Origin of the sequence: Chelatococcus sp. YT9 (assembly GCF_018398315.1) — a bacterium.
Taxonomy (GTDB): domain Bacteria; phylum Pseudomonadota; class Alphaproteobacteria; order Rhizobiales; family Beijerinckiaceae; genus Chelatococcus.
Genome location: NZ_JAHBRW010000001.1, coordinates 2,810,366 through 2,832,322, shown reverse-complemented (window position 1 = coordinate 2,832,322; position 21,957 = coordinate 2,810,366). Strand labels below are relative to the sequence as shown.

The window sequence follows — 21,957 nt, the reverse complement described above, 5'->3', positions numbered from 1 at the left end:
GGGCTACCCAAACGGACCGAGCCTCTGCGGCTCCGGGTCAACGACGCGCGCGGATATCCACGATCGCCGATGTCTGCGCCTCAAGCTCACGTAGGGCCTTGACCTCTCATGTCGGAGATCATCGGCCGCCTCCACGGTCCCCACGCTGCGCCAAGGCCGTCAACAGAAAAGGCCCCGCGTGAACGGGGCCTCTCTGCAGACGCTCATTCCGTGGTTAGTCGCAGACGGTGATACGCCGCACGCTCCAGCCCCAGCCCTCTACCCAGACGCGCCTCGGCGCCACGTAACACGCCGGGCCATCGTCATAGGCATCGTAGGCCCATGCTGGCGGCGGAGGGGCTGACGCGCGTGCTGCTCCCGCAGCAAGCGCACCCAGCGCCAGCCCACCCACGATGCCGGCAGCCACCGCCCCGCCATTACCGCCGTGATAGCGATAATAGCCGTGCCGCCCATACCAGCCCGCCGACGCCTCTCCCGCGCCGGCCATTAGCCCGCCGAGAAGCGTCAAGCCGGCGAGACCGGCCGCAACAACTTTCTTGGACAGGCCGTTGAACGAAACGGAACGGATCATGATCACTTCCTCGATACCATGGGCTAAAGCCTGGTGTTCCAATCCAGAAGCAGGCTCGCCTCACTTCCATCCTCGACAAAAAATGATCGCTCATTGTGGCCTAACGTGGCCACAAGCACGGCCTTGACAAGGCGCGAAGACCAATCCCTCGCATAGCGGGCATGAAGAATGGCAATCAGCCGCTTAGATTGGGACGCGATGCGGGATCAGAGACGGTCGCGGCATCATGGACAGACGCTTCGCCCCGATCACCGCCGCTCCTCTCGCCACCCCCTTGCGGATTGCCGCAAAGACTGGTAGCCGAGACACCCGTGGAACACCGCCCCGGCTCGTTGAATTCGGCTGGTCGGTACTTGGCTGAGAAATCAGCGATCAGGAGGTGGCCCGCGTTAGATCGTGCGCTTTTTAAGCGCCCGGTCGGATAAGCAGTTGGCACCGAAACGGTGTCCGGGCCGGCGTAGCACAGCGGTAGTGCAGCGGTTTTGTAAACCGAAGGTCGGGAGTTCGATCCTCTCCGCCGGCACCACATTCCCATCAAGCCATCCCGATTCGCTCAACCTGTCCCAGGCCGACGGGTAGCGAATGCTCGGCGTCCAAACCGGCCGGCCGGGGAACGGGCTCAAATCCGCGGAAATGCCGAATGACTGCGGCTCCTCATCGCTCTGATAGGCGACGTCTCAACGATCATCCACGCAAGGTGGCACCGAAATGGCGCGTCCCGGCGGGTCAAACAAGCAACTGCGGCAAAACGCACGCCAACGACATTCAACTATTCTTGCGAATAGTGAGCCTGTGGCTAACTGTCAGGCAATTGCTTGGCGAGAGGATGGATTTCAAGAGCAACTTCAGCGAAACATGCAGCATTTCCCCAGGAGAAACCTCATGAGGACGAAGAGTTAGAGCCGATCCCGCGAACTAAGATCCAAGCCGATTGATCCTGGGACTATGCTTAACGTTCCCACCTCCAGAAAATTCCGCCGCTGCTGGCAGCTTTCTTTCACATGAGCCGTACAGTCTAGTTGATTTGACACATTTACGAGGTAAGTTGTCCAATCAGCTATCATGCTGCCGCAGTGGAGTTTTCAATGTCTGATCTCGTTGTCGTGGTCTATCCTTCAGAGCAGAAAGCTGAAGAAATTCGCCAGCGGCTGTTCGAGCTCCAGAAGGAGTATCTTATCAAGATTGGCGATGCGGTCATCGCCACGAAAAACGACAAAGGCCACGTCAAGCTTAATCAGCTTATGAACACGACCGCAGCGGGCGCTGCGTCCGGCAGCCTCTGGGGATTGCTGATCGGAGCCGTTTTCCTGATGCCGCTCGTCGGCGTTGTCCTCGGGGCGGCTTCGGGTGCTCTCGGCGGCGCGCTGACCGATTTCGGCATCAACGACAAGTTCATGAAGGAATTGAGCGAGTCGCTTCAGCCCGGCAGTGCTGCGCTGTTCGTCCTGGTGCAGGAAGTCACCGGCGACAAGGTTCTGGAAGAACTGCGCGGCTCGGGCGGCACGGTGCTCAAGACCTCTCTTGACCACAGCAAGGAGCAGGCTTTGCGTGAAGCGCTCGCCGCCCAGCCGTTGAACGCGCCGACGCCCGCTGCGCCGTCAGCCTGAACCGACGTTTTCAGCAAGGTAGCGAGCGTGAGAAATCTTATGAGCAAATCCCTGGCAATCGCGGCGCTGGGCGTCGCAATCCCATTTCTTCTCGCGGCCGCGCCCGCCAGCGCTGCCGGCTTTACCTGTCCATGGAAGCCAATCGCCGACGGGCAAAAGGCTGCGAGCGTGGAGAAGCTCCTTCCAAGCGGTGATGCCTTCGATGATATCGCGCAGTTGAACGGGGCGGTGTACGCGCTGCGCCAGCAAGGCACATCGGAAACATTGGTGATCGACAGTCTCGTAGCCGGCTATTGTCCGGTAATTGCGTCGAATACGGCGCTGACGGATGCGCAGAAGACCGCCCGCGTCATGCGGTTCGCGGCGCGCGTTATGCGCACCGTGTACTCGCTGGATAACGCCGACGAGATCATCCTTGACGTGCCACTCCGGCCAACAGTCGTCGAGGCTGTACGTGCTAAGGCCAAGAACGCGGGCATTTCCGCCGAAGCGTGGATCGCCGGCGTGGTCGAGGCTCAGAGCAGCCCCTGAAAACGGCATTGGCGCCTCGCTCCGGGCCCTGGTGTGAAGCGAGGCGCGCCAACACTCCAGCGCGCGCCGGCGGCCGAACCGGGCTGACCGAGCGAAGTCTGAACAGGTCTTTCATGCAGCGTCAAAAAGCCGGCTCATCCCTTTCGTTCCTTCATCGCCCGGGCGCGTGCCTGTGTCACTCGCCGGCCGCACTGCGGATCAACGAGCGCCTGTGCCTGGAAATGTTGCCGGCTGATGGTATCGCCGCGTCAAAGGCCTCAGCCGCGCCCTCCGGAACAGCTCCCCACCCCGCCGAATCTGACCAGGGCATACTCTTCAGGAATGTCGCCATCTTCGACGGCCGCTCCCACACCCTGCGGATGGATCTGGACCTGCTTGTCCGTGGCAATGCTATCGCGGCGCTGGTGCCGAAAGGTACGGCCGTGGAGGCCTCGCGGGTCATAGATGGACGCGGTTGCACGCTCATGCCAGGCCTCATCGATGCTCATTGGCATGCCATGCTCGCCAATATTTCCGAGCTTGCGGCGTTAACCGCCGATATCGGCTATATCTACCTCAAGGCTGCAAACGAAGCCGAGCAGACGCTGCTGCGCGGCTTCACCGCTGTGCGCGACACCGGTGGCCCTTCGTTCGCGTTGAAGCGCGCCATCGACGAGGGCCTTGTCGTGGGCCCGCGCATTTTTCCATCCGGCGCGATGATCTCGCAGACTGGCGGCCACGGGGATTTCCGCATGCGTGCGGAGGTACCGCGCAATGCGACGTCCGGGTTGAGCGTCGCGGAGAAGGCCGGGGTCACCATGATCGCCGACGGGCCGGACGAGGTACTTCGGCGCGTGCGTGAGCAGCTCATGCTCGGCGCCAGCCAGATCAAGCTCGTCACGGGCGGCGGGGTTACTTCGCTCTATGATCCCATCGATGGAAACCAATTCACGGAAGCCGAGATTCGCGCCGCCGTCGCTGCCGCCACGGACTGGGGCACGTATGTCTGTACGCATGTTTACACGGCGCAGGGCATCCAACGGGCGATCGACTGCGGCGTGAAATGTATCGAACACGGTCAGCTGGCCGACGAGGATACGGTCCGGCGCATCGCTGACACCGGCACCTGGTGGAGCTTGCAGCCCTTTCTGAAGGACGAGGATGCCAATGTTCATCCCGATCCCCGGCAGGGCGCCGAGCAGGAATTCATCGCCCAAGGCACCGTGCGGGCCTATGAATGGGCGAAGAACTACAAAGCCAAAGTCGCTTGGGGCACGGACATCCTGTTTAGTCCTGGGAAGACCGTGACCCAAGGCAAGCAGCTCGCGAAGCTCGCCCGATGGTTCACCAATGCCGAGGTGCTGAGCATGGCGACCAGCACCAACGCCGAACTGCTCGCGATGGCAGGCAATCGGCGCCCGTACCAGCAGCCGATCGGCGTCATCGAACCCGGCGCTTTCGCCGATATCCTGCTGATCGCAGGCAATCCGCTCGAGGACATCTCGCTTATCGCCGACCCGGCCCGCACGATGAAGCTGATCATGAAGGACGGCAAGATCTTCAAGGACACTCTCGGCGAGGCCTAAGCGCTAGGGCTCGCCCACGGGGCGGGACGTATTTTGCGCGGCGCAAAGGCTGCGGGGATGGTCGAAGCCAGGGCTTTCAAACCGTATGGCTGGCTCGCCAGACCGCCGCGATCCGGCCGGATACCGCTCTGGTCGGGATCACCGCGGATAAGCCCGGTCCTGAATGGCCCAAGGCCGACAATCAGGCTGCCGAAGGCAAGAGCGCGCCGCGCCAGTTGTCCGCGGGGCCGTGTATGAGGAGAACATGTAGATGTGGCAGTGGTTTGGGGACGTACTGCGAACGAACCCGGCGATCGCGGTATTCCTGTCACTCGCCATAGGTTACGCGATCGGAAAACTGTCCTTCAAGGGTATAGGCCTCGGCGCGGTAACGGGAACACTTCTCACCGCCCTCGTCATCGGACAACTCGATATCGCCATCTCGAATGACGTTCGCGACGTCTTCTTCCTGCTTTTCCTCTTCGCCATCGGCTATAGCGTCGGGCCGCAATTTGTGCAGGGCGTCGCCAAGAATGGCGTGCCGCAAGCCGCTTTCGCCATCGTTGTCTGCGCGCTGTGTCTCGGCATGGCGTGGTTGTGCGCGCGCATCGCGGGCTATGATGTGGGTTTTGCCGCCGGCCTTTTTGCCGGTGCCAATACGATTTCTTCCGCTCTCGCCCTTTCAGTCGACGCGATCGAACGGATGGGCAAAGCCCCGGATGAAACAAGCGCGCTCGTCAATGCTGTGCCGACTGCCTTCGCGATGACCTACATCTTTGGCACTGTCGGTGCGACGATGATCGTCGCGCTTCTCGGTCCCAAACTCCTTGGCATCAACCTTCCCGCGGCTTGCAGGGCCTATGAGGTCAAGATGGGTGGGCGAGCCGATCATAGAGGCAAGCGCTCTGCCTGGCATCAGTTCATCGCGCGTGCCTATCGTATCGCGCCGGACAGTCGCTTCGTCGGCCAGAGCGTTTCGCAGATGGAGACAAGCTACCATTCAAAGCAGCTATTCGTGGAAAGACTGCGTCGCGACGACACGATCTTTGACGCCAAAGCCGACACCGTGCTGCAGGCCGGCGATATCATTGCCGTCGCCGGTGCGCACGGCGATGTCCTCAAGCAGCTGGGCCGTTCCCTGGAGGAGGTCGAGGACAAGGATCTGCTCGATGTGCCGATTGAAGGCGTCGATGTCCTTCTCACAAACCAGCATTTCGACGGAAAGGCCCTCGGCGATCTGGCAGACCACCCGAGCACCCGTGGCATCTTCCTGCGGCGCATCCGCCGCGGCGCAACGGGTGTCGACATTCCGATCCTGGCCGCTACAGAACTTCATCGCGGCGACGTCTTGACCGTCTACGGGCGGCCGCAGGATGTCTCTGCCGCCGTTGCGGCCTTGGGGCGGGCCGATCGCACGAGTGACGAAACCGACGTTGGCTTCGTCGCCGGCGCCATCGTGATCGGCGCGCTCATTGGTACGCTCGTTTGGCATATCGGTTCGGCGCCAATCACCTTGTCGTCCTCTGGCGGTGTGCTGATTGCCGGAATCGTGGCGGGCTGGCTGCGTGCCGTCCATCCCACCTTCGGCAAGGTCCCGCCCGCGGCCGGCTGGCTGATGAACTCCCTCGGCCTCAACATGTTCATCGCGGTGGTCGGCCTGTCCTCCGGCCCCAGCTTCGTCGCGGGCGCGGAACAGCTTGGCGCCGGCCTTTTCCTCTGGGGCATCGTCGCGACAGCGGTCCCGCTCATACTCAGCCTGTATATCGGAAGGTATGTATTCCGGTTTGACGACGCGATCCTGCTGGGGTGTTGCGCCGGGGCGCGCGCTTCTACGGCAACGCTCGGCATGTTGACCGAGAGGGCTGGCAGCCAGGTTCCAGCGCTTGGCTTCACCGTGACCTGCGCGGTCGGCAACACGCTGCTGACCGTCGGCGGCATCATCATCGTCATGCTGATGAGCTAGAGCAGTCCGTCCGCGCTAGTCCTGCCCCCTGATGATGGACGGGATCGGCACCGAGGCGCGCAGATGGCTTCCCCGCACATCCGATTTGCCCCCAGGTGCACAGGGTGACGTGCTTCAATCCGTGTGAGCAGAGGCCGACCGCGGCCGGACATCACCGTCAACGCGGGAGCATGAGGTCCGGGGTATCGCGCGATGTCATGGACCCCAGCACGAATGCGAGATTCGAGGCCGCCACCAAGGCCGCCATATGGGCATCGGCGCGTGCCTGGCGCGCGTCAAGCAGGCCCGTGTCTGCCGCGGTCGCGGCCGTTATGGTCCCAAGCCCATTACGATAGGCATCAAGAGCAGCGTCGTAGGTGATCGTGGCGGCTTCGGTCAGGCGCGTCGCGGCCTGGTACGATTGAAGCGCGGATCGCACCGCATTGGATGCAACGACCATCTCGCGAACGGCGTCTTGCTGAGTCTTCTTGAAGATATCCTGTGCAGCGGAGACGCGCGACTGGGCGGCGCGGAGATTGGCGTTCCGCACACCCCCATCGAAAAGCGGCATGGTGGCGCCCACCAGGACGCCCGTGGCAGAGGTCTGCTGCCCTATCGTCGGCAGGCCGCTGGCATTGAAACTGCCGCTACCTGTCGCCACACCACCGGCAACGAAGACCTTTGGTAGGAAATCCGCTTTCGCCGCGTCTACCCCGGCCTCGCTCGCCTTGATGGTCGCATAGCTCGCCAGCACGTCCGGCCGGCGCCTGAGCGCGAGCTTGATCATGTCGTCCATCGGCAGATTGACAGCTGACGGAAGACGGCGGTTGCCCGCATTGGCAACCTTGATGGCGAGTGTTGGGGACACGCCCATGGCGCCGAGCAGAGCTTGATAGGCGTCCTGCTCCTGCCCTTGAGCCACGACACGCCTCAGCTCCGATTGAGCAACCTGCTGGCGTGCCTGCGCAACCTCCACCGTCGTCCCGATGCCCCCCTTTTCACGCTGCACCGCCGCGGCATAAATGGCGCGACTGTTGCGCAATGTTTGCTCGGCGATATCGACGCGCGTGCGCGCGGCTCCGTATTGATAATAGGCCTGCGTCACGTTGAAGATCAGCCGTTGATGTGACGCGTTGAACATCACATTGGCCGCCAGAGACACTTGCTTGGCAGCATCGACAACAGCGCTTCGCTGGCCGAAGTCAAACAGCAGCCACTGGAACGCGAGCGAGGAGGTCACGCCCCGCGCGGTCGTGTCGAGATAGCGCTGAACGCCAAGCGCTTGGACTGGTGTCTCGGTCGACTGCACACCGCCAACGGCATTCGCAGAAATGGACGGCAAGAACGTCGCCTCGGCGATGCCGACAGCAAGGGCAGATTGCCGTGCATGCTCCCAGGCGACACGCGTCGTGGGATTGTTGCGCGCGGCAATGTCGATAAGTTCCGGCAGTTGGTAAACCTTGCCTGCCTGCGTTTGCGGCGGCGGCGGGAGATCGGCTACCGCGGGGTTGCCGAGAACGGAGAAGTCCCGCGGCCGTGCATCGCCCCCCGTGCTTCCCTGGCCTGCGGCGGTTGGGAGGAGACTGCTGCCGGACGTGTTGCCGGGCGTCCAGGGTTGAGTAGGCGACGAGGGGGCGAGGCTCTCGGCGTTGCTGGCACAGCCGGCGACCAGTGCCGCCATGAGGCCAATCCAGGCACAATTGAAGCACACCAGGGCGCTGCGGCTCGTCCTACTCTTAACCGACATCGCGTCCTAGCCCGCCGAGGAGATCCTCTATTCGATCGAGATGTTCTGGAACTGTATTACACACTCGGAGGTCAGGACGTAAATGATCAGCAGCGCTTTTTTGACCTTCGGGTGGCTGGTCCGGCACTGAGACGTCGTGCATGATCTGGGACAGTCGCGCCAAACGACTTCCCAAAGCTACCCGCTCTTCTGCCGCCCCGGGCAGCGTCACGGCCATGTCTTCTCTGCCGTGCGACGGACCGTTAGCATCCCACTCGCATGCGCCCAGCACGAACAGCTTCGGAACAATAGCTGCCGTTTCCGCAATGACCTCCCGCAGACGTTCGATCTGCATGGCGCCTGGGCGCTGGTGACGGGGCTCGAACAGGGCGAGCGCCAGGCTGTTCCTGGCTGCCTCCAGTTGGGCCTCGGCTTTGGAGGCGTCATCCGTCGCGGCCGAGATCTCGCCGGAGCCGCGTCGTGCAAGTTGCGACAGTGCGGCGAAAGCCTCCGCAAGCTGCTGGTTGACGCCGTGGATAACACCGACCGGCCAGATCTGCGTGAACACGACATAGACCATCACATTGCCGAGGAGAATGCCGATGATCCGGTCCCTGGCTGAGTCCATGTCGAGGCTCGGCTCGAAGCCTTGAAGAATGGTCAGGAGAAAGGCGAGCCCGATCTGAACGCCCCCATAGGAGATCCGCTCATTGCCGGTGGATACCCAGGCTGCCGGCAGGATCCCGGCGAAGACGAGGACCATCAGGCCCCCGACCGATGTGATATTGGGGATGACGAACAGAATGGCGGCGACGCCCATTGCCGCGCCGATCAGGCACCCGACGATGCGCAGGGCGAGCTTGTGAACCGTCTCGGCCGTTGTTCCGAGGGCCGCCACGAAGCACGTGATCATCGCGGTGTGGATGCCCTGCCAGTCGATCCCCGTATAGATGAGATAACAGGCCATGGCGGCCGCGGTGGTCTTCAGGGCAAACCGCTGATGGTTCGGATTGGTCAGCGCGTCACGCGCGAAGAATGGCGCCTTTGGCACGGGCGCCCAACTCCGAGCGGGCAAGCCAAGAGCCTGGACGGCACGAACAGCAGCGCGCGCCGCGGGAGTGGACAACGTCTGCATCGCGGCGGAGCTAGCCCAGGATGTGTTCTCCCCGGGGCTCCCCTTCTCCCTGATCCCGCCGGCGACACGCCGACAATCCGCGGCAAGGCGGTTACGCCATTCCGGCGCGAGCGACCGTGGAAGCGCGGCAACCGCGAGCAGCAAGCGGTAGGTGCTGTCCGTCGCCTGCGACAGCCACATACCCCGCATCGCAGGCACGTAGTGGAACAGCCGCGTCAGCAAAGCCATCTGCTGCGCATCGCCATTGCCCTCGCGCAAAAGGGTTTTCAGACGGGAACAATCACCGCCCTCGAGCGCGTCCGATGCCACCTCCAGCCGCTCCTGCAACGTGGCCGCGAGCAGACGGGCCGGCGTCCACCCCAGTACCAGGTTGAAGATGACCATCAGGGCCATCGGCATCGTGACCATCTGCCAGGCGTACAGCAACCCCCTGGTCGCCACCTCCGCCACGGGCACATCTGCCGTCAGGCTGAGCGCGAAGGTCACCACGAGCGCCATGTCCGACCCCAACGGACCGAGACGGCTGACCGAACCAAGGAACACAAGGGAAAAGGCCGCCAGCGCCATCATCGCCAGCCGTAATGCGGGGACGTCGATGGTCCAACGGACCAGGACGAGGACCACAGCCACGACCACGGTCACGAGAATGGACGCGCCGATCCCAAGCGCGATATTCACGCCCGCGTTAGGCTTCGTGAGATAGATGATGAGATAGCAACCGATAGCCGGCTCGGGAACCTTGTAGAGCATCGCGACGGCCGCCACGAGCGCGCAGAGGAGCGCGATACGCCACGTCATTCCGAAGCGCCCGGGAAAAGATCCCAAGTCGCGCCATACCTGACGGAGGATCACACCCCGCATATCGTCAGCAGCGCTGGTCGCTGTGAACGATGACGACAGCCGAAGCGCCGACGCGCATCAGATCATCCGGGGGTTGATCAATCCGGACCCTAACCGGAAAACGCTGCGACACACGGACCCAGTTTAAGGTCTTGGGCACGTAAGGCAGATTCCGGGGTATCGGCAGCAGCTCCTCCGAACTCACGCCCCATCCGATGCCCTCGACGACGCCTTTCATGGCGACCGAGCGATCCGCCATCGCATAGACGGTCGCACAGCTGCCGACGGTGATGTTTCGCAGGTCTGTCTCGCGGAACGCGGCGGACGCAAACCATCTTCCCGTGTCGATGAGGGTGAAGACCGATTGCCCGGTTATGACGAATTCACCCGTCGCTGTACGCAAACCGGCGACGAGCCCGTCGTGCGGCGCGCGGATCTCCGTCTCTGCAAGATTGCGCTTGGCCAAGCCCAGCGCCGCCTTCCGCGCCTGCACCAACGCCTCTGCGGCATCGGCGCTGTTGACGAGCGCCTTCGCGGCCTCCACCTGCGCAAGGGCCTGCTTCAGGCTGACTTCGGCATCGCGCTTGGCGGTGGTGGCATCATCGACCTGCTGCGCGGTGACGTAACCCTTGGGCCGCAGCGCTGTGAGGCGATCGAGCGTCTGCGTCGCCAGAGCCAGATTGGCCCTCGCGCGGACCACCTGCTCGCCGGCGATGGCGGCGTTGGTGGCCTCCGCTTGGATGGTGCGCTGCTGAGTCGCGAGCGCGGCCTCGGCGATGCGCAGATCCGCGGTCGCCTGCTCCACGGCAAGTTCGTAGGCCTGAGGATCGATCGCGAAGAGAAGATCTCCCTTCTTCACGCGATCGTTTTCCTTCACGGCCAGCCGTATAATGCGCCCCGGCACCGTCGATGAGATCTGAACGAGATCGGCCTGCAACACCGCATCCTCGGACAGTGGATTGCTGTCGGCCTTGTTGATGTAGCGCCAGCCGAGGAAGGCGGCCGCCGCCACGATGATGACCGCCACGACCCCGCCGAAGGCGTTGGAAGGGCTCGTCTTGCGCGATCCGGCCATGCGTCAGCGTCCGAAGACGAAGCGTGAGAACGCGAAAGCGATAGCCAGCGCCAGGCAGACGTAGACCAGCAAACGCCAGGGCAGGACGTCGTCAACGCCGATCTGGATGAAGACCACGCGCAGGATGACAGCGCCGAGAATGCCAGCCACGGCGCAGGCCAACCACGCCGGAAAATAAGCTCCGAACAACGGAATCGACGGTGCCGCCGCGGGTGCGCAGCCTGCCAAAGGAAGAAGAGCCGCGAGCATTAACCGACTGAAAGACATAGCACTCACGACCGCTGACACAACGCGTCTGACGAACCATCCTATATTGATCCGACGCTAGCGCCGGGCAGACGAACGGACAACCCGCGCCGTACCGCCCTCTGACTTTTCCCACAGGGGATATGCAAGCTTTCCAGCCCCATCTCACGGTAGAGAAGGCAAGGTTGGTTTTTTTGACAGATACGAAACAACACAGAACATGCGGACAGCGTGACAACAGGACTGTATTACATCTTTGGAGCATAGTCGCTAAACTTGCGATGATCCGGAGCTTCACTTAGAAGCAAGTGAATTTCGAGCGATCGAGAGAGACGCGGTGAAGACGGGTAGCGAGCGACACGCAGACGCCAGGATGTACCGGCCACCCGGTTGGCTGCGCAATGTGGCGCGGCTTAATCCCAACACGGCTTGGCCTTGGCGCCATTCCATCCGGATTGCAATCGCGGTGGCGGTGCCGTTGCTCGTCGGTCATTTCACCGACTTGAGAGATCCGGCGCTGCTCGTCTGCCTCGGGGCTTTGCTCAACTCCGTCAAGGTGCAGTCCGACTCCTATCTCGCGCGCCTGCAACGGCAGTTGATCGCGGCGCCCATTGCGGGTCTTGGTTATGTGGCCGGCGCCACCGTGGCCGGCCATGGGGCGCTGAGCCTCATTCTTCTCGTCGGAATCGCCTTTGCCTCCGGGCTGATCAGCGGATACGGCGCCGCGTTCTCGACCGCCGCGATGCAGATGCTCGTGCTTGCCATCATCGGCGCGAGCGTACATTCCGATGCACCGCTATGGCTCCCGCCGCTGCTTTTCATGGGCGGCAGCGCGTTTGCAGCCGTTCTTTTGGGTTGCGAGGCCTTGCTCGATCGGCGCCTGCCGGAGCGAGCGACCCTGGCGCATATCGTGAGCGCGATGGCCCGGGTGGCCGACGCGGAACCCCAGGCGCCTGGCAGCAAGGGCCCGCCAGATATGGCAACACCGATCGAGAGGGCACGGCGCGGCCTCACCGATGCGATCGCCAAGGGCTATGCGGGCTTGCTCGACTCGCGGCGCGGCGACGAAGGCCCGTCCGAGAGGCAGGAGCGAAGCGCCGCGATACTCTCGACGATGGAGCTGATTTCTGCCGAGATCGTCGGTAGTGCCGATGACCGAGGCCTGATGCATTCTGTCGCTGCCCGGCTGAACCAGATCGCCCGCGCGCTGACCGAACGCCATGAGCCACCACCGCCCTCCTATGCGCGCCCTGCCACGTGTCGCTTGCTTCGCTATATCGACCGGTTGACCGAAGAGCTATGGCCTTCCTCGGCCGTGGACGCTACGCCTGCACCGCTCTCAGCCCCGCATGCGGCCGCCCGCGTCTCGCGGCGGTTGAGCATTCCTTCCTACAAGCTATTGCACGGCAAGCTCGTGCTCGGCCGCGAGGTCGTCCTCGCCGCTGCGCAGTTGGCATTGTGCATAGGCATAGCCGTCGTTGCGGAGCGTCACGCGCCGGGCGCCCGCTCCTACTGGATCCCGCTGACGGTCGCGATCGTTCTCAAGCCGGATTTCGGGTCGGTTTTCGTCCGCGCCGTTCAGCGCAGCATTGGCACTGTGGCTGGCGTGGTCATTGGCGTTGCCATCATGACGTTGCTCCCGAAAGGCCTGATCCTGATCGTCGTGATGACCGTATTGGCGGCTGCTATCCCGTGGGCCGGCTTGCGAGGCTATGCGCTGCAATGCACTTTCTTGACCCCCTTTGTCCTCATCATGATCGATGTGAGCACACCAGGCGCTACCGTGGACTACGCCGCGCAGCGTCTTGTCGACACCGTGCTGGGCGCCGCTATCACTCTGGTTTTCGGGTATCTCATCTGGCCACGCTCGCCCGGAGCGCATATCGGACAAGCGTTCGCTGGCGCGATGCAGGCGGTCGCGGACTATCTCGCTGCGGCCGGCCGCGGGGCCAACGGCAACGACGACGATCTGATGGCCGCGCGTAGGGCGGCCTATCACAGCCTCTCCAACGTCCGCACCACGTTGCAGCGAGCGTTGTCGGAGCCTCCACCCGCGAGCAGCGAAGCTGCCGCATGGTTCCCTGTGATCGTCAATGCCGAGCGCCTGTGCGATCACATCACGCGCTTTGTGGAAACCCGCCATGAACGGGATCCGGTTGAGGACGAGGGCGCGATTGCAGCGCGCGTCGCCGTACTTCGCTCTCTGAAAGCGGCTGCTCATCCGGGGAACCAACGTGATGCGCCGGCCCTTCCCCAGCCCCCGAGCGACGATGGCGGAGCAATTAACGATATCGATTTCGAGATCAACCGATTGGGCCATCTGCTCCATGCAGTTCGTACCCCAAGTGGGCATGCTCGCAGGCATTGAGTTCGACCACCATGAGCGGGAAGCGAGATCACCCTGATCTGTGCTTACTAAAATTAACGTCCAAGTAGACAAGACGCTGAGCCGCTCCGACGCCAACAATTAACTTATTTAACTTGCTTGTAATGCGTTTGCTGTTGATCAGCCCATCGAGCTTAAGCTAGGTTGTACGCAGCGTGACGCTGTATTGCGGGGGCGTGATTGGTTAACGATAGTACTGGACAAGCGAGCGTGCACAATGCGGTGTTCGCCGAGGTGCACCTCTAGTCGCGTTCCGTCGGCAGCTGAGGCCATCTGCTGTGGAAACAATTGGTCTCGCAGCAAGAATATCATCGAAACCTCACGTATAATCCCCCAATCAATGCGGCTATAACCTGTTTGGAGATGACGATGCATCTGACACCGCGGGAGTTCGACAAGCTGCTGATCCATATGATGGCCGATGTTGCGCTGAAGCGTAAGGCCAAGGGTCTCAAGCTCAATCACCCGGAATCGGTGGCCGTGCTGTCGGCCTATGTTCTCGAGGGCGCGCGCGAGGGCAAGACCGTCGAGGAAGTGATGGACGGGGCCCGCAACGTCCTCAAGGCGGAGGACGTGATGGAAGGTGTCACCGATCTCATTTCGCTGATTCAAGTCGAAGCCGTCTTCCTCGACGGAAGCCGCCTCGTCAGCCTGCACAGCCCCATCGTCTGATCAGCCAGCATCGCGCCGGCAAAGCCTTTCAAGGAGGCTCTCTTGGCAAAGAATCCGTCGAAGCAAACCTCTCCTGCTCCCAAGAAGGCGGCAGCTCCAATACCCAAGAAGGCGCCAGGTCCCGCGCCGACACCGGTTGGCGGCTATGTTCTTGCCTCGGACCCGATCGAGATCAATCCTGGCCGGCCGCGTACGAAGCTTACGGTGCGCAATACAGGCGACCGCCCCATCCAGGTTGGATCGCATTTCCACTTCTTCGAGACGAACCGGTATCTGGAATTCGACCGCGCCGCCGCCTTCGGCCAGCGCCTCGACATACCAGCGAATACGGCGGTGCGCTTCGAGCCCGGCGACGAGAAGGAAGTGACGCTGGTTCCCTACGCGGGCAAGCAATTCATCTTCGGCTTCAATGGTTTGGTGGACGGTTGGACAGGCTCCGGGCCGGCGCCCGGCTATAGCCCGAACCGGGATGCGTCGATCGCCAAGGCGGCGGAGCTCGGCTTCAAGTCACGGGCTCAGACGAAGAAGTCTGCGAAGTAAGCCCTTCCACTTTTCTCCGTTTCGTAAGGTACGCCGCCATGTCGCAAATTTCACGTCAACAGTACGCGGATCTCTACGGGCCGACCGTTGGTGACAAGATTCGCCTTGGCAATACCGATCTCTACGTCGAGATCGAAAAGGATCTTCGGGCTGTCTATGGTGACGAGCTCCAGTATGGCGGTGGCAAGACACTGCGCGACGGCATGGGCTCCGAGAACCAGCTGACCCAGGAGGCCGGCTGTCTCGACCTCGTTATCACGAACGTTACCGTTCTCGAGCCCACTCTCGGCGTCGTGAAGGCTGACGTCGGCATCCGCAACGGCCGCATCGTTGGCCTCGGCAAGGCGGGCAATCCTGCGACGATGGAAGGCGTCACGCCTGGCCTCGTCACCGGCGCCGCCACGGACGCGATCTCGGGCGAGCATCTGATTCTGACTGCTGGCGGCATGGATACCCATGTTCACTACATCTCGCCCCAGCAGGTCTATGCGGCCTTGTCCAACGGCATCACCACGCTGTGGGGCGGCGGTATCGGCCCGGTGGATGGCTCGAACGGCGTCACCACGACGAACGGGCCGTGGAACCTCGAAATGATGCTGCGGTCCATCGAAGGCCTGCCGATCAACTTCGGCCTGCTGGGCAAGGGCAACTCGACGGGTAAGGGTCCCATGATCGAGCAGCTCCTGGGCGGCGCTGCCGGTTTCAAGGTTCACGAGGACTACGGCGCCACCCCGTCGGCCATTCGCGCCTGCCTTTCGGTTGCTGACGAATACGACGTCTCTGTCGCGGTGCACACCGATACCCTGAACGAAGCCGGCTATGTGGAAGACACGATCGCCGCCTTTGACGGCCGCACCATTCACACCTTCCATTCGGAAGGCGCGGGCGGCGGTCACGCCCCCGACCTGCTGAAGGTCGTCGGGCAGCGCAATGTTCTCCCGAGCTCGACCAATCCGACCCTGCCCTGCGGGCAGAATTCGGTGGCCGAACTCTTCGACATGATCATGGTCTGCCACAATCTCAATCCGAAGATCCCGTCCGACGTGGCCTTCGCCGAAAGCCGCGTGCGCTCGGAGACGATCGTGGCCGAGAGCGTGCTGCATGACCTCGGCGCGATCTCGATGATCGGCAGCGACTCGCAGGCCATGGGACGCATCGGCGAAAGTTTCCTGCGCTCCATTCAAACTGCCGATGCCATGAAGAAGGCGCGCGGTCCGTTGGTGGAAGACGCGCCAGGCAACGACAATTTCCGCGTGCTGCGGTATATCGCCAAGGTCACGATCAACCCGTGCATCACCGCCGGTGTCGCCCATGAGGTGGGCTCGATCGCTCCTGGCAAATTCGCGGACCTGGTCCTTTGGGAGCCGGCCTTCTTCGGCGCCAAGCCGAAGCTGGTGCTGAAGGGTGGTTTCGTCGCTTGGGCCAACATGGGCGACCCAAATGCCTCGCTGCCGACCCCGCAGCCGATGTATTATCGGCCGATGTTCGGTGCCTTCGGCTCCGCGATGCCGAAAACGTCCCTCACCTTCGTCTCACGCGCGGCCTATGACGCGAATATCGGCGAGCGCCTGGGTCTGCAGCGTTTGGTCAGCCCCGTCTCTGCGACGCGCGTCCTCGGCAAGCAGCACATGGTGATGAACGACTACCTGCCGAACATCGACGTCAATCCTGAAACCTTCGCCGTTACCATTGACGGTACCCATGTCACCGTCGAGCCGCCCAAGAGCATTTCGCTCAACCAGCTCTACTTCTTCAGTTAAAGTCTGCATTGGCCTGCAGCAGAGGCACGCATGATCATTATTGAGAATACGCTTGGCAATCTGTCCGATCCCAAGTGGGCGAAGGCTCTTGAAGGAGCTGCGATCGACTGGCTCGACCTGGACCAATGGGAAGCGCAGAAGAGCCGTCTGCGGAAGGCGACGACCGGCGAGGTCGAACTGGCCTTGTCGCTCGACCGCAACTCTCACCTGCATGATGGCGACATTCTCCTTTGGGACGAGGGCAAGCGCGCAGCCGTCGTCGCTCGTATTCACTTGCGGGAGGTCATGATCATCGACCTCACTGAGGTGGTCGGCGAGAAGATCGAGAAGATGGTGCAGACGTTGTTCGAGCTTGGGCACGCGCTGGGGAACCAGCACTGGCCCGCGATCGTCAAGGAAACGAAGGTCTACGTGCCGCTGACAGTGGATCGCAAGGTCATGTCCTCGGTGATGAAGACCCACGCGCTGCCGGGCGTGCGTTATGAATTCACACCCGGTTCGGACGTCATTCCCTATCTCGCACCCCACGAGGCCCGCCGTCTGTTCGGCGGCGCCAGCGACACGCCCCATTCGCATCACCATGGCGATGGCCGGCCTGCGCATTCGCACGGACATGGGCATTCGCATGATCACGGGCATGGACACCACCATGGCCACGACCACGACCATGGGCATTGAGCTCCCTCTTGGAAGGACATTGCCGGAGTTGCTGTATCTCCTTCAGTTTGGAGATTCAGCGCTTCCCGTAGGTGGCTTCTCGTTCTCGAACGGTCTTGAGTCGGCCATCCAGGAGGGCCTCGTGGATGGTCCCGCGACGTTGCGGACCTACACCGAGACTTCCATGTGGCAAGCGGCGACGAGCGACGGCATCGCCGTGCTCTGCGCGCACCGTGCCGCCGAAGCCGGGGATATCGAGACGCTAAAGCGGATCGACAAGCTGACCTTTGAGCGCAAGCTCAACGAGGAAACCCGTCTCATGACAGTGCGCATGGGACGTAAACTGTGCGAGCTGTCATCCGTCATCACGGCGGATGAAGCGACTCGCGACTGGTTCGAGCGCATCAAGAGCGGTGAAACGCCTGGCACGCATCCGGTAAGCCTCGCCATCACCCTCGCCGCTCTTCATGTGAGGCGACAAGACGCGTTCGGTGTCCAGCAATATGGCGTGGCGACCGCTGTCCTCAGCGCGGCGCTGCGGCTCATGCGCATTTCCTTTGTCGACACCCAGAAGATCCTGCTCGATGTCACGGCGCAGGTCGCGCCTGCCTATGAACGGGTTGCTGATGCGACGATCGACGAAATGGCAAGCTTCGCGCCGATGATCGACATACTGGCGGCTGTCCATGTGAAGGGTCACGTGCGTATGTTCATGAACTAGAGTGAGGCGCAAAGCGGTTTCGGACAGAACCGCGGCTCCCACGAAACTGAGGGGACGGCTTCGACTTGATCAGAGCGTCCCGGCTGTAAGCGTCAACAGGGTTTGGACAGATGAAGAAAATTCCTCGCATTGGTATCGGCGGACCGGTCGGCTCTGGCAAGACTGCGATCATCGAGGCCGTGACCCCCGAGCTGGTGAAGCTCGGCTATCGCATTCTCGTGATCACCAATGACGTGGTAACCACCGAAGACGCCAAGCACGTGCAGCGCACCCTGCGCGGCATCCTCCTTGAGGAGCGGATCATCGGCGTCGAGACCGGCGGGTGCCCCCATACGGCCGTCCGCGAGGATCCGAGCATGAATCTCGCGGCCGTCGAAGAAATGGAAGCGAAGTTCCCGGATTCCGACCTCGTCCTCATCGAGAGTGGCGGCGACAACCTGACCCTGACGTTCAGCCCTGCCCTCGTCGACTTCTTCATCTATGTCATCGACGTGGCCGCCGGCGACAAGATTCCGCGCAAGAACGGCCCTGGCATCAGCCAGTCGGACATTCTCGTCATCAACAAGACCGACCTTGCCCCCCATGTCGGCGCGAGCCTGAAGGTCATGGACGACGACTCGCGGATGATGCGTGGCAAGAAGCCTTTCGTCTTCACCAACTGCAAGACGAACGAAGGTATCGAGGAGCTTACGCGCCTTATCCGCGAAAACGTGCTGTTCGAGACCATCTCCGACAAGGCAAGCACGTGATGCTGGGCGACGCCAGGGAACTGAGCGCTTATCAGGACGAGCCTCCTCAGCTACCCAGCGGATCGTTTGGCAAGAATGCCTATCTGCGGCTCGGCTTCGAGCCGGGCCCGCATCGCACGCTGCTGCGCACTTTGCATCGGCGCGCGCCGCTCATCGTGCAGCAGGCGCTCTATTGGGATGAGGAGATGCCGGGGCTTCCCTGTGTCAGCATCATCTCCAATGCCGGCGGCATCCTGCAAGGCGATCGCAACGTCATCGAGATTGATCTGCAGGCGGGTGCGCAAGCGCATGTGACGACGCAATCGGCGACACGCATTCACGAGATGGATGCCAATTACGCAAGCCAGACGCAGCTGCTCACACTTGCCCCCGACTCTTATCTCGAATACATTCCCCGGCCGATCATCCCGCACAAGGATTCGCGCTTCATCCAGACCACGAAGATTGAGATCGATCCGAGCGCGACGCTGATCTATTCGGAGATCATGATGCCGGGCCGGAAGTATTACCGTGACGGTGAGATCTTCGAATACGAGCTGTTTTCCTCGACCGTAACTGCGGAGCGGCCGAACGGCCCGTCGCTGTTTACGGAGAAGTTCGTCATACGGCCCAAGCTCGACAAGCTGCATGCGCTCGGTGCGATGGGGGATTTCCATGTTTTCGGAAACGTGGTGGTCCTCACGCCAAAGGACAATGCGGATCGGTTGTTCGAAGCGAACACTCCGGTCTTCGACCGCGAGAACGGGATCGCGCATGGCGTGAGCCGCCTCCCTCACGACGCTGGGCTCGTCTTCAAGGTTCTGGCGATGGAAAGCGCGCCCGTGATGGAGACGATCAGGCAGTTCTGGTCCGAGGTCAGGCAGGTCGTGGTCGGTCCGCGGGTGCCGGACAATTTTCTCTGGGCGTGAGCGCTGCTGGCAGTGACTGAGCCATCGGCGTATTGCCAACGGGTTTCCGGGTAAAGGGCGCTTCGCCGAGCGCTCTCTGGATATGTTGCTGCTTCGGTGCAGGACGCCGGAGGTATCTCGACGTGCCGCCGCGCGTACTGCGGCAGGGGCTGAGGGCCTCAGGGCATCATGGAAGGGGGCACTATGTCTGAAGCGATCTCCACCTGGTCGACATTGGCGTCGCAGCATGCGGCCCTGCGCTTCATCGATATCAACCTGCGCGGTGCTGGGCAGGTCATTTTCCAGAACAATCCGCTGACGGGCTTGCTCTTCATCATCGCAATCGCCTGGGGCGCTTATGCCGGCGGTCAGCTCGACATCATCGTCGGCGCGATTGTCGCTCTCATCGTCGCAACGGTCACCGCGATGGTCCTGGAAGCCGACGAGACGTCGCTCAACCAGGGCCTGTTTGGCTTCAACGGCATTCTCGTCGGCGCGGCAGTGCCAACCTTCCTCGCCGATGGCCCGGCGATGTGGTTTATTCTCATCATCGGCGCCGCGGTCTCGACAGTCGTGATGCTTGCCGTTTCAAAGGTCATGAAGACCTGGGAAACGCCTGCGCTGACTTTTCCCTTTGTTCTGACGGCATGGTTTCTGGTCCTGGCCGCCTATTCTTTCGGCCAGCTGCCGATCGCGTCGATGGGCCCTCCGGCCCTGCCTCACGCCGCAGCATCGGGTGGTTCAGCCGAAGGATTGAGCTTGAGCGCCGTGCTGGATGCCTGGCTCAAGGGGCCCGCTCAGGTCTTTCTCATCAACAACCCGATCAGCGGTGTCGTTGTTCTCCTTGGGCTTCTCGTGAGTTCTCCCTGGGCTGCGTTCTTTGCGGCGGCGGGCGCCGCTGTCGCGCTTGCCGTGTCGCTCGGGCTCGGCGCGAATATCGGTGATGTCACCGCGGGACTTTACGGCTTCAGTCCCGTGCTCACAGCGGTGGCCTTGGGTTGCGTTTTCTACAATCCCTCGATGCGGGTAGCAGCGTTCGCGCTCTTGGGGACCATCTTCACCGTCATCGTGCAGGGTGCTCTCGACGCAGGGATCGCGCCATTTGGCGTTCCGACCTTCACCGCGCCGTTCGTCTTCGTGACCTGGTTGTTCCTGCTGCCGAAATCGGACCTGCAACCTCATCCGCATGCTCCGATCAAAGCCGGCATCCTGAGCAAGAAGATGAAATCCTGACAAGCTGAACACGAGAGGTCGGATCGATACGATCGCGCTTCTGAATCGACTGGGGATGGCGACGATGGATTTCTCACTACGCATGCTGGCGACGGTCGGCGGGGTCATCCTGCTTCTCGTCTATTTTCGATCGATTGTCGTGATCACGCTATTGAACTCCCGATCCAGCGACATCATCGAACGCATCGCTCGTAAAATCGCCGTTACTGTCGTGCATGGCGCCATCGGCAAGAAGTCCGACCACGACCGCATTCAGCAGTCGCAGGCATGGATCATGCCGCTGTTCATCATCACCTGCGTCATCATCTGGTTTCTGCTCGTACAGACCGCGTTCACCGGCATTCTATGGGGGCTGCAGATTGAGCCCGACATCTGGCGCGCCTTGAGCGCAAGCGGCTCCGCCTTGAGTACCCTCGGCTTCCTGACCCCGAGCAACCTCGTCGGGGAGTATCTTGCGATCTTCCAGGCAGCGATCGGCCTTGCTATCGTGATGCTGCTCTTCACATTCGTTCCCGGCTATCAGGCAGCGGTGCAAGCTCGCGAGCGCAAGGTCGGCTGGCTTTACACGCGCACGAACGAGGCGCCCACGGCCGAGCTCTTCTTCCGCTGGCTGCAGAGCACCGATGGAAGAGCCCACATTCTCGAAGGATGGGAGGACTGGGAAGAGTGGTTTCGCGGCGTTCGCGAAACCCACACGCTGTCACCAATACTTTCCTATGTGCCCTCGATCTACAGAGGGAAATCCTGGGTGGTTGCGGCTTCAACAGTGCTCGACATGACCTCGGTCGTCACCGCCTGTTTGCGCCACGGCGCCCCTGACTCAGTGCGCATGTGCCGGCTCGTCGGTGTCAACACCCTGCAGCTGCTCGCCTTGGAGCTTGATGGCCGCGCGCCCGTCGTCGACCAGGAGATGCCGCAAGCGAGCGAGATCCGCGTGACCGAGTTCAACAATGTCTATGATGCGATGGTCAAAGCCGGGCTGACTCTCGTCGAGGATAAGGATCGCTGCTTGCGCGAGTATCTCGCGATGCGGGCAGAGTACGCGCCCTATCTCAAGCAAATTGCCGACGCCACTCTGACGCCGCGCGATCTGCTTGCCACCTAACGCCTCGGAACCATGCGAACCGGGCGGAAA

19 protein-coding genes and 1 tRNA gene are annotated in these 21,957 nt (G+C 62.1%); 15 read left to right on the top strand and 5 right to left on the bottom strand.

Features of this window, described 5'->3' with window-relative positions:
* Positions 1 to 214 precede the first annotated feature (214 nt).
* Positions 215 to 571 (bottom strand): hypothetical protein, encoded by a 357-nt coding sequence (locus tag KIO76_RS12915; RefSeq protein ID WP_213323657.1) that lies wholly within the window; start codon positions 569 to 571, stop codon positions 215 to 217.
* Between the two features lie 451 nt (positions 572 to 1,022).
* On the opposite strand from KIO76_RS12915, the gene KIO76_RS12910 reads away from it, so the two are divergent.
* The 5 genes from KIO76_RS12910 to aspT all read left to right on the top strand — a co-directional run bounded on the left by KIO76_RS12910 (position 1,023) and on the right by aspT (position 6,216).
* A tRNA-Thr gene (locus tag KIO76_RS12910) sits at positions 1,023 to 1,097 on the top strand.
* A gap of 559 nt (positions 1,098 to 1,656) precedes the next feature.
* A complete protein-coding gene (locus KIO76_RS12905; protein WP_213323656.1) occupies positions 1,657 to 2,178 on the top strand; it encodes a DUF1269 domain-containing protein in 522 nt (173 codons plus the stop codon).
* Between the two features lie 39 nt (positions 2,179 to 2,217).
* Positions 2,218 to 2,709, top strand: a complete 492-nt coding sequence (locus KIO76_RS12900; RefSeq protein WP_213323655.1) for a hypothetical protein — start codon at positions 2,218 to 2,220, stop codon at positions 2,707 to 2,709.
* A gap of 113 nt (positions 2,710 to 2,822) precedes the next feature.
* Positions 2,823 to 4,274 carry a metal-dependent hydrolase family protein gene (locus tag KIO76_RS12895; protein ID WP_249729590.1) on the top strand — a complete coding sequence of 484 codons (1,452 nt, stop codon included), beginning with the start codon at positions 2,823 to 2,825 and terminating at the stop codon, positions 4,272 to 4,274.
* Between the two features lie 250 nt (positions 4,275 to 4,524).
* The gene (aspT, locus tag KIO76_RS12890; RefSeq protein WP_213323654.1) at positions 4,525 to 6,216 is read left to right on the top strand and encodes an aspartate-alanine antiporter; all 1,692 of its coding nucleotides are present in this window, start codon (positions 4,525 to 4,527) and stop codon (positions 6,214 to 6,216) included.
* 157 nt (positions 6,217 to 6,373) lie between these two features.
* Here the strand turns inward: aspT and KIO76_RS12885 are convergent, their stop codons facing one another.
* The 4 genes from KIO76_RS12885 to KIO76_RS12870 all read right to left on the bottom strand — a co-directional run bounded on the left by KIO76_RS12885 (position 6,374) and on the right by KIO76_RS12870 (position 11,220).
* Positions 6,374 to 7,876 carry a TolC family protein gene (locus KIO76_RS12885; protein ID WP_213323653.1) on the bottom strand — a complete coding sequence of 501 codons (1,503 nt, stop codon included), beginning with the start codon at positions 7,874 to 7,876 and terminating at the stop codon, positions 6,374 to 6,376.
* A 55-nt stretch (positions 7,877 to 7,931) separates the two neighbouring features.
* Positions 7,932 to 9,854 carry an FUSC family protein gene (locus KIO76_RS12880; protein ID WP_249729589.1) on the bottom strand — a complete coding sequence of 641 codons (1,923 nt, stop codon included), beginning with the start codon at positions 9,852 to 9,854 and terminating at the stop codon, positions 7,932 to 7,934.
* 67 nt (positions 9,855 to 9,921) lie between these two features.
* Complete coding sequence (gene mdtN, locus KIO76_RS12875) at positions 9,922 to 10,971, bottom strand: multidrug transporter subunit MdtN (RefSeq protein WP_213323651.1); 1,050 nt, start codon at positions 10,969 to 10,971, stop codon at positions 9,922 to 9,924.
* Between the two features lie 3 nt (positions 10,972 to 10,974).
* Entirely contained in the window at positions 10,975 to 11,220 is a 246-nt protein-coding gene (locus tag KIO76_RS12870) for a YtcA family lipoprotein (RefSeq protein ID WP_249729588.1), read from the bottom strand.
* A gap of 334 nt (positions 11,221 to 11,554) precedes the next feature.
* On the opposite strand from KIO76_RS12870, the gene KIO76_RS12865 reads away from it, so the two are divergent.
* The 10 genes from KIO76_RS12865 to KIO76_RS12820 all read left to right on the top strand — a co-directional run bounded on the left by KIO76_RS12865 (position 11,555) and on the right by KIO76_RS12820 (position 21,927).
* Positions 11,555 to 13,585, top strand: coding sequence for an FUSC family protein (locus KIO76_RS12865; RefSeq protein ID WP_213323649.1), 2,031 nt, complete (start codon positions 11,555 to 11,557; stop codon positions 13,583 to 13,585).
* Between the two features lie 387 nt (positions 13,586 to 13,972).
* Positions 13,973 to 14,275, top strand: a complete 303-nt coding sequence (locus KIO76_RS12860; RefSeq protein ID WP_213323648.1) for an urease subunit gamma — start codon at positions 13,973 to 13,975, stop codon at positions 14,273 to 14,275.
* Positions 14,276 to 14,317: 42 nt separating this feature from the next.
* Positions 14,318 to 14,815, top strand: a complete 498-nt coding sequence (locus KIO76_RS12855) for an urease subunit beta (protein WP_213323647.1) — start codon at positions 14,318 to 14,320, stop codon at positions 14,813 to 14,815.
* Between the two features lie 38 nt (positions 14,816 to 14,853).
* The gene (locus tag KIO76_RS12850; protein WP_213323646.1) at positions 14,854 to 16,575 is read left to right on the top strand and encodes an urease subunit alpha; all 1,722 of its coding nucleotides are present in this window, start codon (positions 14,854 to 14,856) and stop codon (positions 16,573 to 16,575) included.
* Between the two features lie 30 nt (positions 16,576 to 16,605).
* The gene (locus tag KIO76_RS12845) at positions 16,606 to 17,253 is read left to right on the top strand and encodes an urease accessory protein UreE (protein WP_213323645.1); all 648 of its coding nucleotides are present in this window, start codon (positions 16,606 to 16,608) and stop codon (positions 17,251 to 17,253) included.
* A complete protein-coding gene (locus KIO76_RS12840) occupies positions 17,225 to 17,953 on the top strand; it encodes an urease accessory protein UreF (RefSeq protein WP_213323644.1) in 729 nt (242 codons plus the stop codon). The genes KIO76_RS12845 and KIO76_RS12840 overlap by 29 nt, the downstream gene beginning before the upstream one ends.
* Before the next feature lie 110 nt (positions 17,954 to 18,063).
* Entirely contained in the window at positions 18,064 to 18,702 is a 639-nt protein-coding gene (ureG, locus tag KIO76_RS12835) for an urease accessory protein UreG (RefSeq protein ID WP_213323643.1), read from the top strand.
* Positions 18,702 to 19,610, top strand: coding sequence for an urease accessory protein UreD (locus KIO76_RS12830; RefSeq protein ID WP_213323642.1), 909 nt, complete (start codon positions 18,702 to 18,704; stop codon positions 19,608 to 19,610). The genes ureG and KIO76_RS12830 overlap by 1 nt, the downstream gene beginning before the upstream one ends.
* Before the next feature lie 183 nt (positions 19,611 to 19,793).
* Positions 19,794 to 20,822, top strand: a complete 1,029-nt coding sequence (yut, locus tag KIO76_RS12825; RefSeq protein ID WP_213323641.1) for an urea transporter — start codon at positions 19,794 to 19,796, stop codon at positions 20,820 to 20,822.
* Between the two features lie 64 nt (positions 20,823 to 20,886).
* A complete protein-coding gene (locus tag KIO76_RS12820) occupies positions 20,887 to 21,927 on the top strand; it encodes a hypothetical protein (protein ID WP_213323640.1) in 1,041 nt (346 codons plus the stop codon).
* Positions 21,928 to 21,957: the final 30 nt, after the last annotated feature.

Coding starts and splice junctions, on each gene's coding strand:
- KIO76_RS12915 (WP_213323657.1), bottom strand. CDS start 571: ATGATCCGTTCCGTTTCGTTCAACGGCCTGTCCAAGAAAGTTGTTGCG.
- KIO76_RS12905 (WP_213323656.1), top strand. CDS start 1,657: ATGTCTGATCTCGTTGTCGTGGTCTATCCTTCAGAGCAGAAAGCTGAA.
- KIO76_RS12900 (WP_213323655.1), top strand. CDS start 2,218: ATGAGCAAATCCCTGGCAATCGCGGCGCTGGGCGTCGCAATCCCATTT.
- KIO76_RS12895 (WP_249729590.1), top strand. CDS start 2,823: ATGCAGCGTCAAAAAGCCGGCTCATCCCTTTCGTTCCTTCATCGCCCG.
- aspT (WP_213323654.1), top strand. CDS start 4,525: ATGTGGCAGTGGTTTGGGGACGTACTGCGAACGAACCCGGCGATCGCG.
- KIO76_RS12885 (WP_213323653.1), bottom strand. CDS start 7,876: ATGGCGGCACTGGTCGCCGGCTGTGCCAGCAACGCCGAGAGCCTCGCC.
- KIO76_RS12880 (WP_249729589.1), bottom strand. CDS start 9,854: ATGACGTGGCGTATCGCGCTCCTCTGCGCGCTCGTGGCGGCCGTCGCG.
- mdtN (WP_213323651.1), bottom strand. CDS start 10,971: ATGGCCGGATCGCGCAAGACGAGCCCTTCCAACGCCTTCGGCGGGGTC.
- KIO76_RS12870 (WP_249729588.1), bottom strand. CDS start 11,220: ATGCTCGCGGCTCTTCTTCCTTTGGCAGGCTGCGCACCCGCGGCGGCA.
- KIO76_RS12860 (WP_213323648.1), top strand. CDS start 13,973: ATGCATCTGACACCGCGGGAGTTCGACAAGCTGCTGATCCATATGATG.
- KIO76_RS12850 (WP_213323646.1), top strand. CDS start 14,854: ATGTCGCAAATTTCACGTCAACAGTACGCGGATCTCTACGGGCCGACC.
- KIO76_RS12845 (WP_213323645.1), top strand. CDS start 16,606: ATGATCATTATTGAGAATACGCTTGGCAATCTGTCCGATCCCAAGTGG.
- KIO76_RS12840 (WP_213323644.1), top strand. CDS start 17,225: ATGGCCACGACCACGACCATGGGCATTGAGCTCCCTCTTGGAAGGACA.
- ureG (WP_213323643.1), top strand. CDS start 18,064: ATGAAGAAAATTCCTCGCATTGGTATCGGCGGACCGGTCGGCTCTGGC.
- KIO76_RS12830 (WP_213323642.1), top strand. CDS start 18,702: ATGCTGGGCGACGCCAGGGAACTGAGCGCTTATCAGGACGAGCCTCCT.
- yut (WP_213323641.1), top strand. CDS start 19,794: ATGTCTGAAGCGATCTCCACCTGGTCGACATTGGCGTCGCAGCATGCG.
- KIO76_RS12820 (WP_213323640.1), top strand. CDS start 20,887: ATGGATTTCTCACTACGCATGCTGGCGACGGTCGGCGGGGTCATCCTG.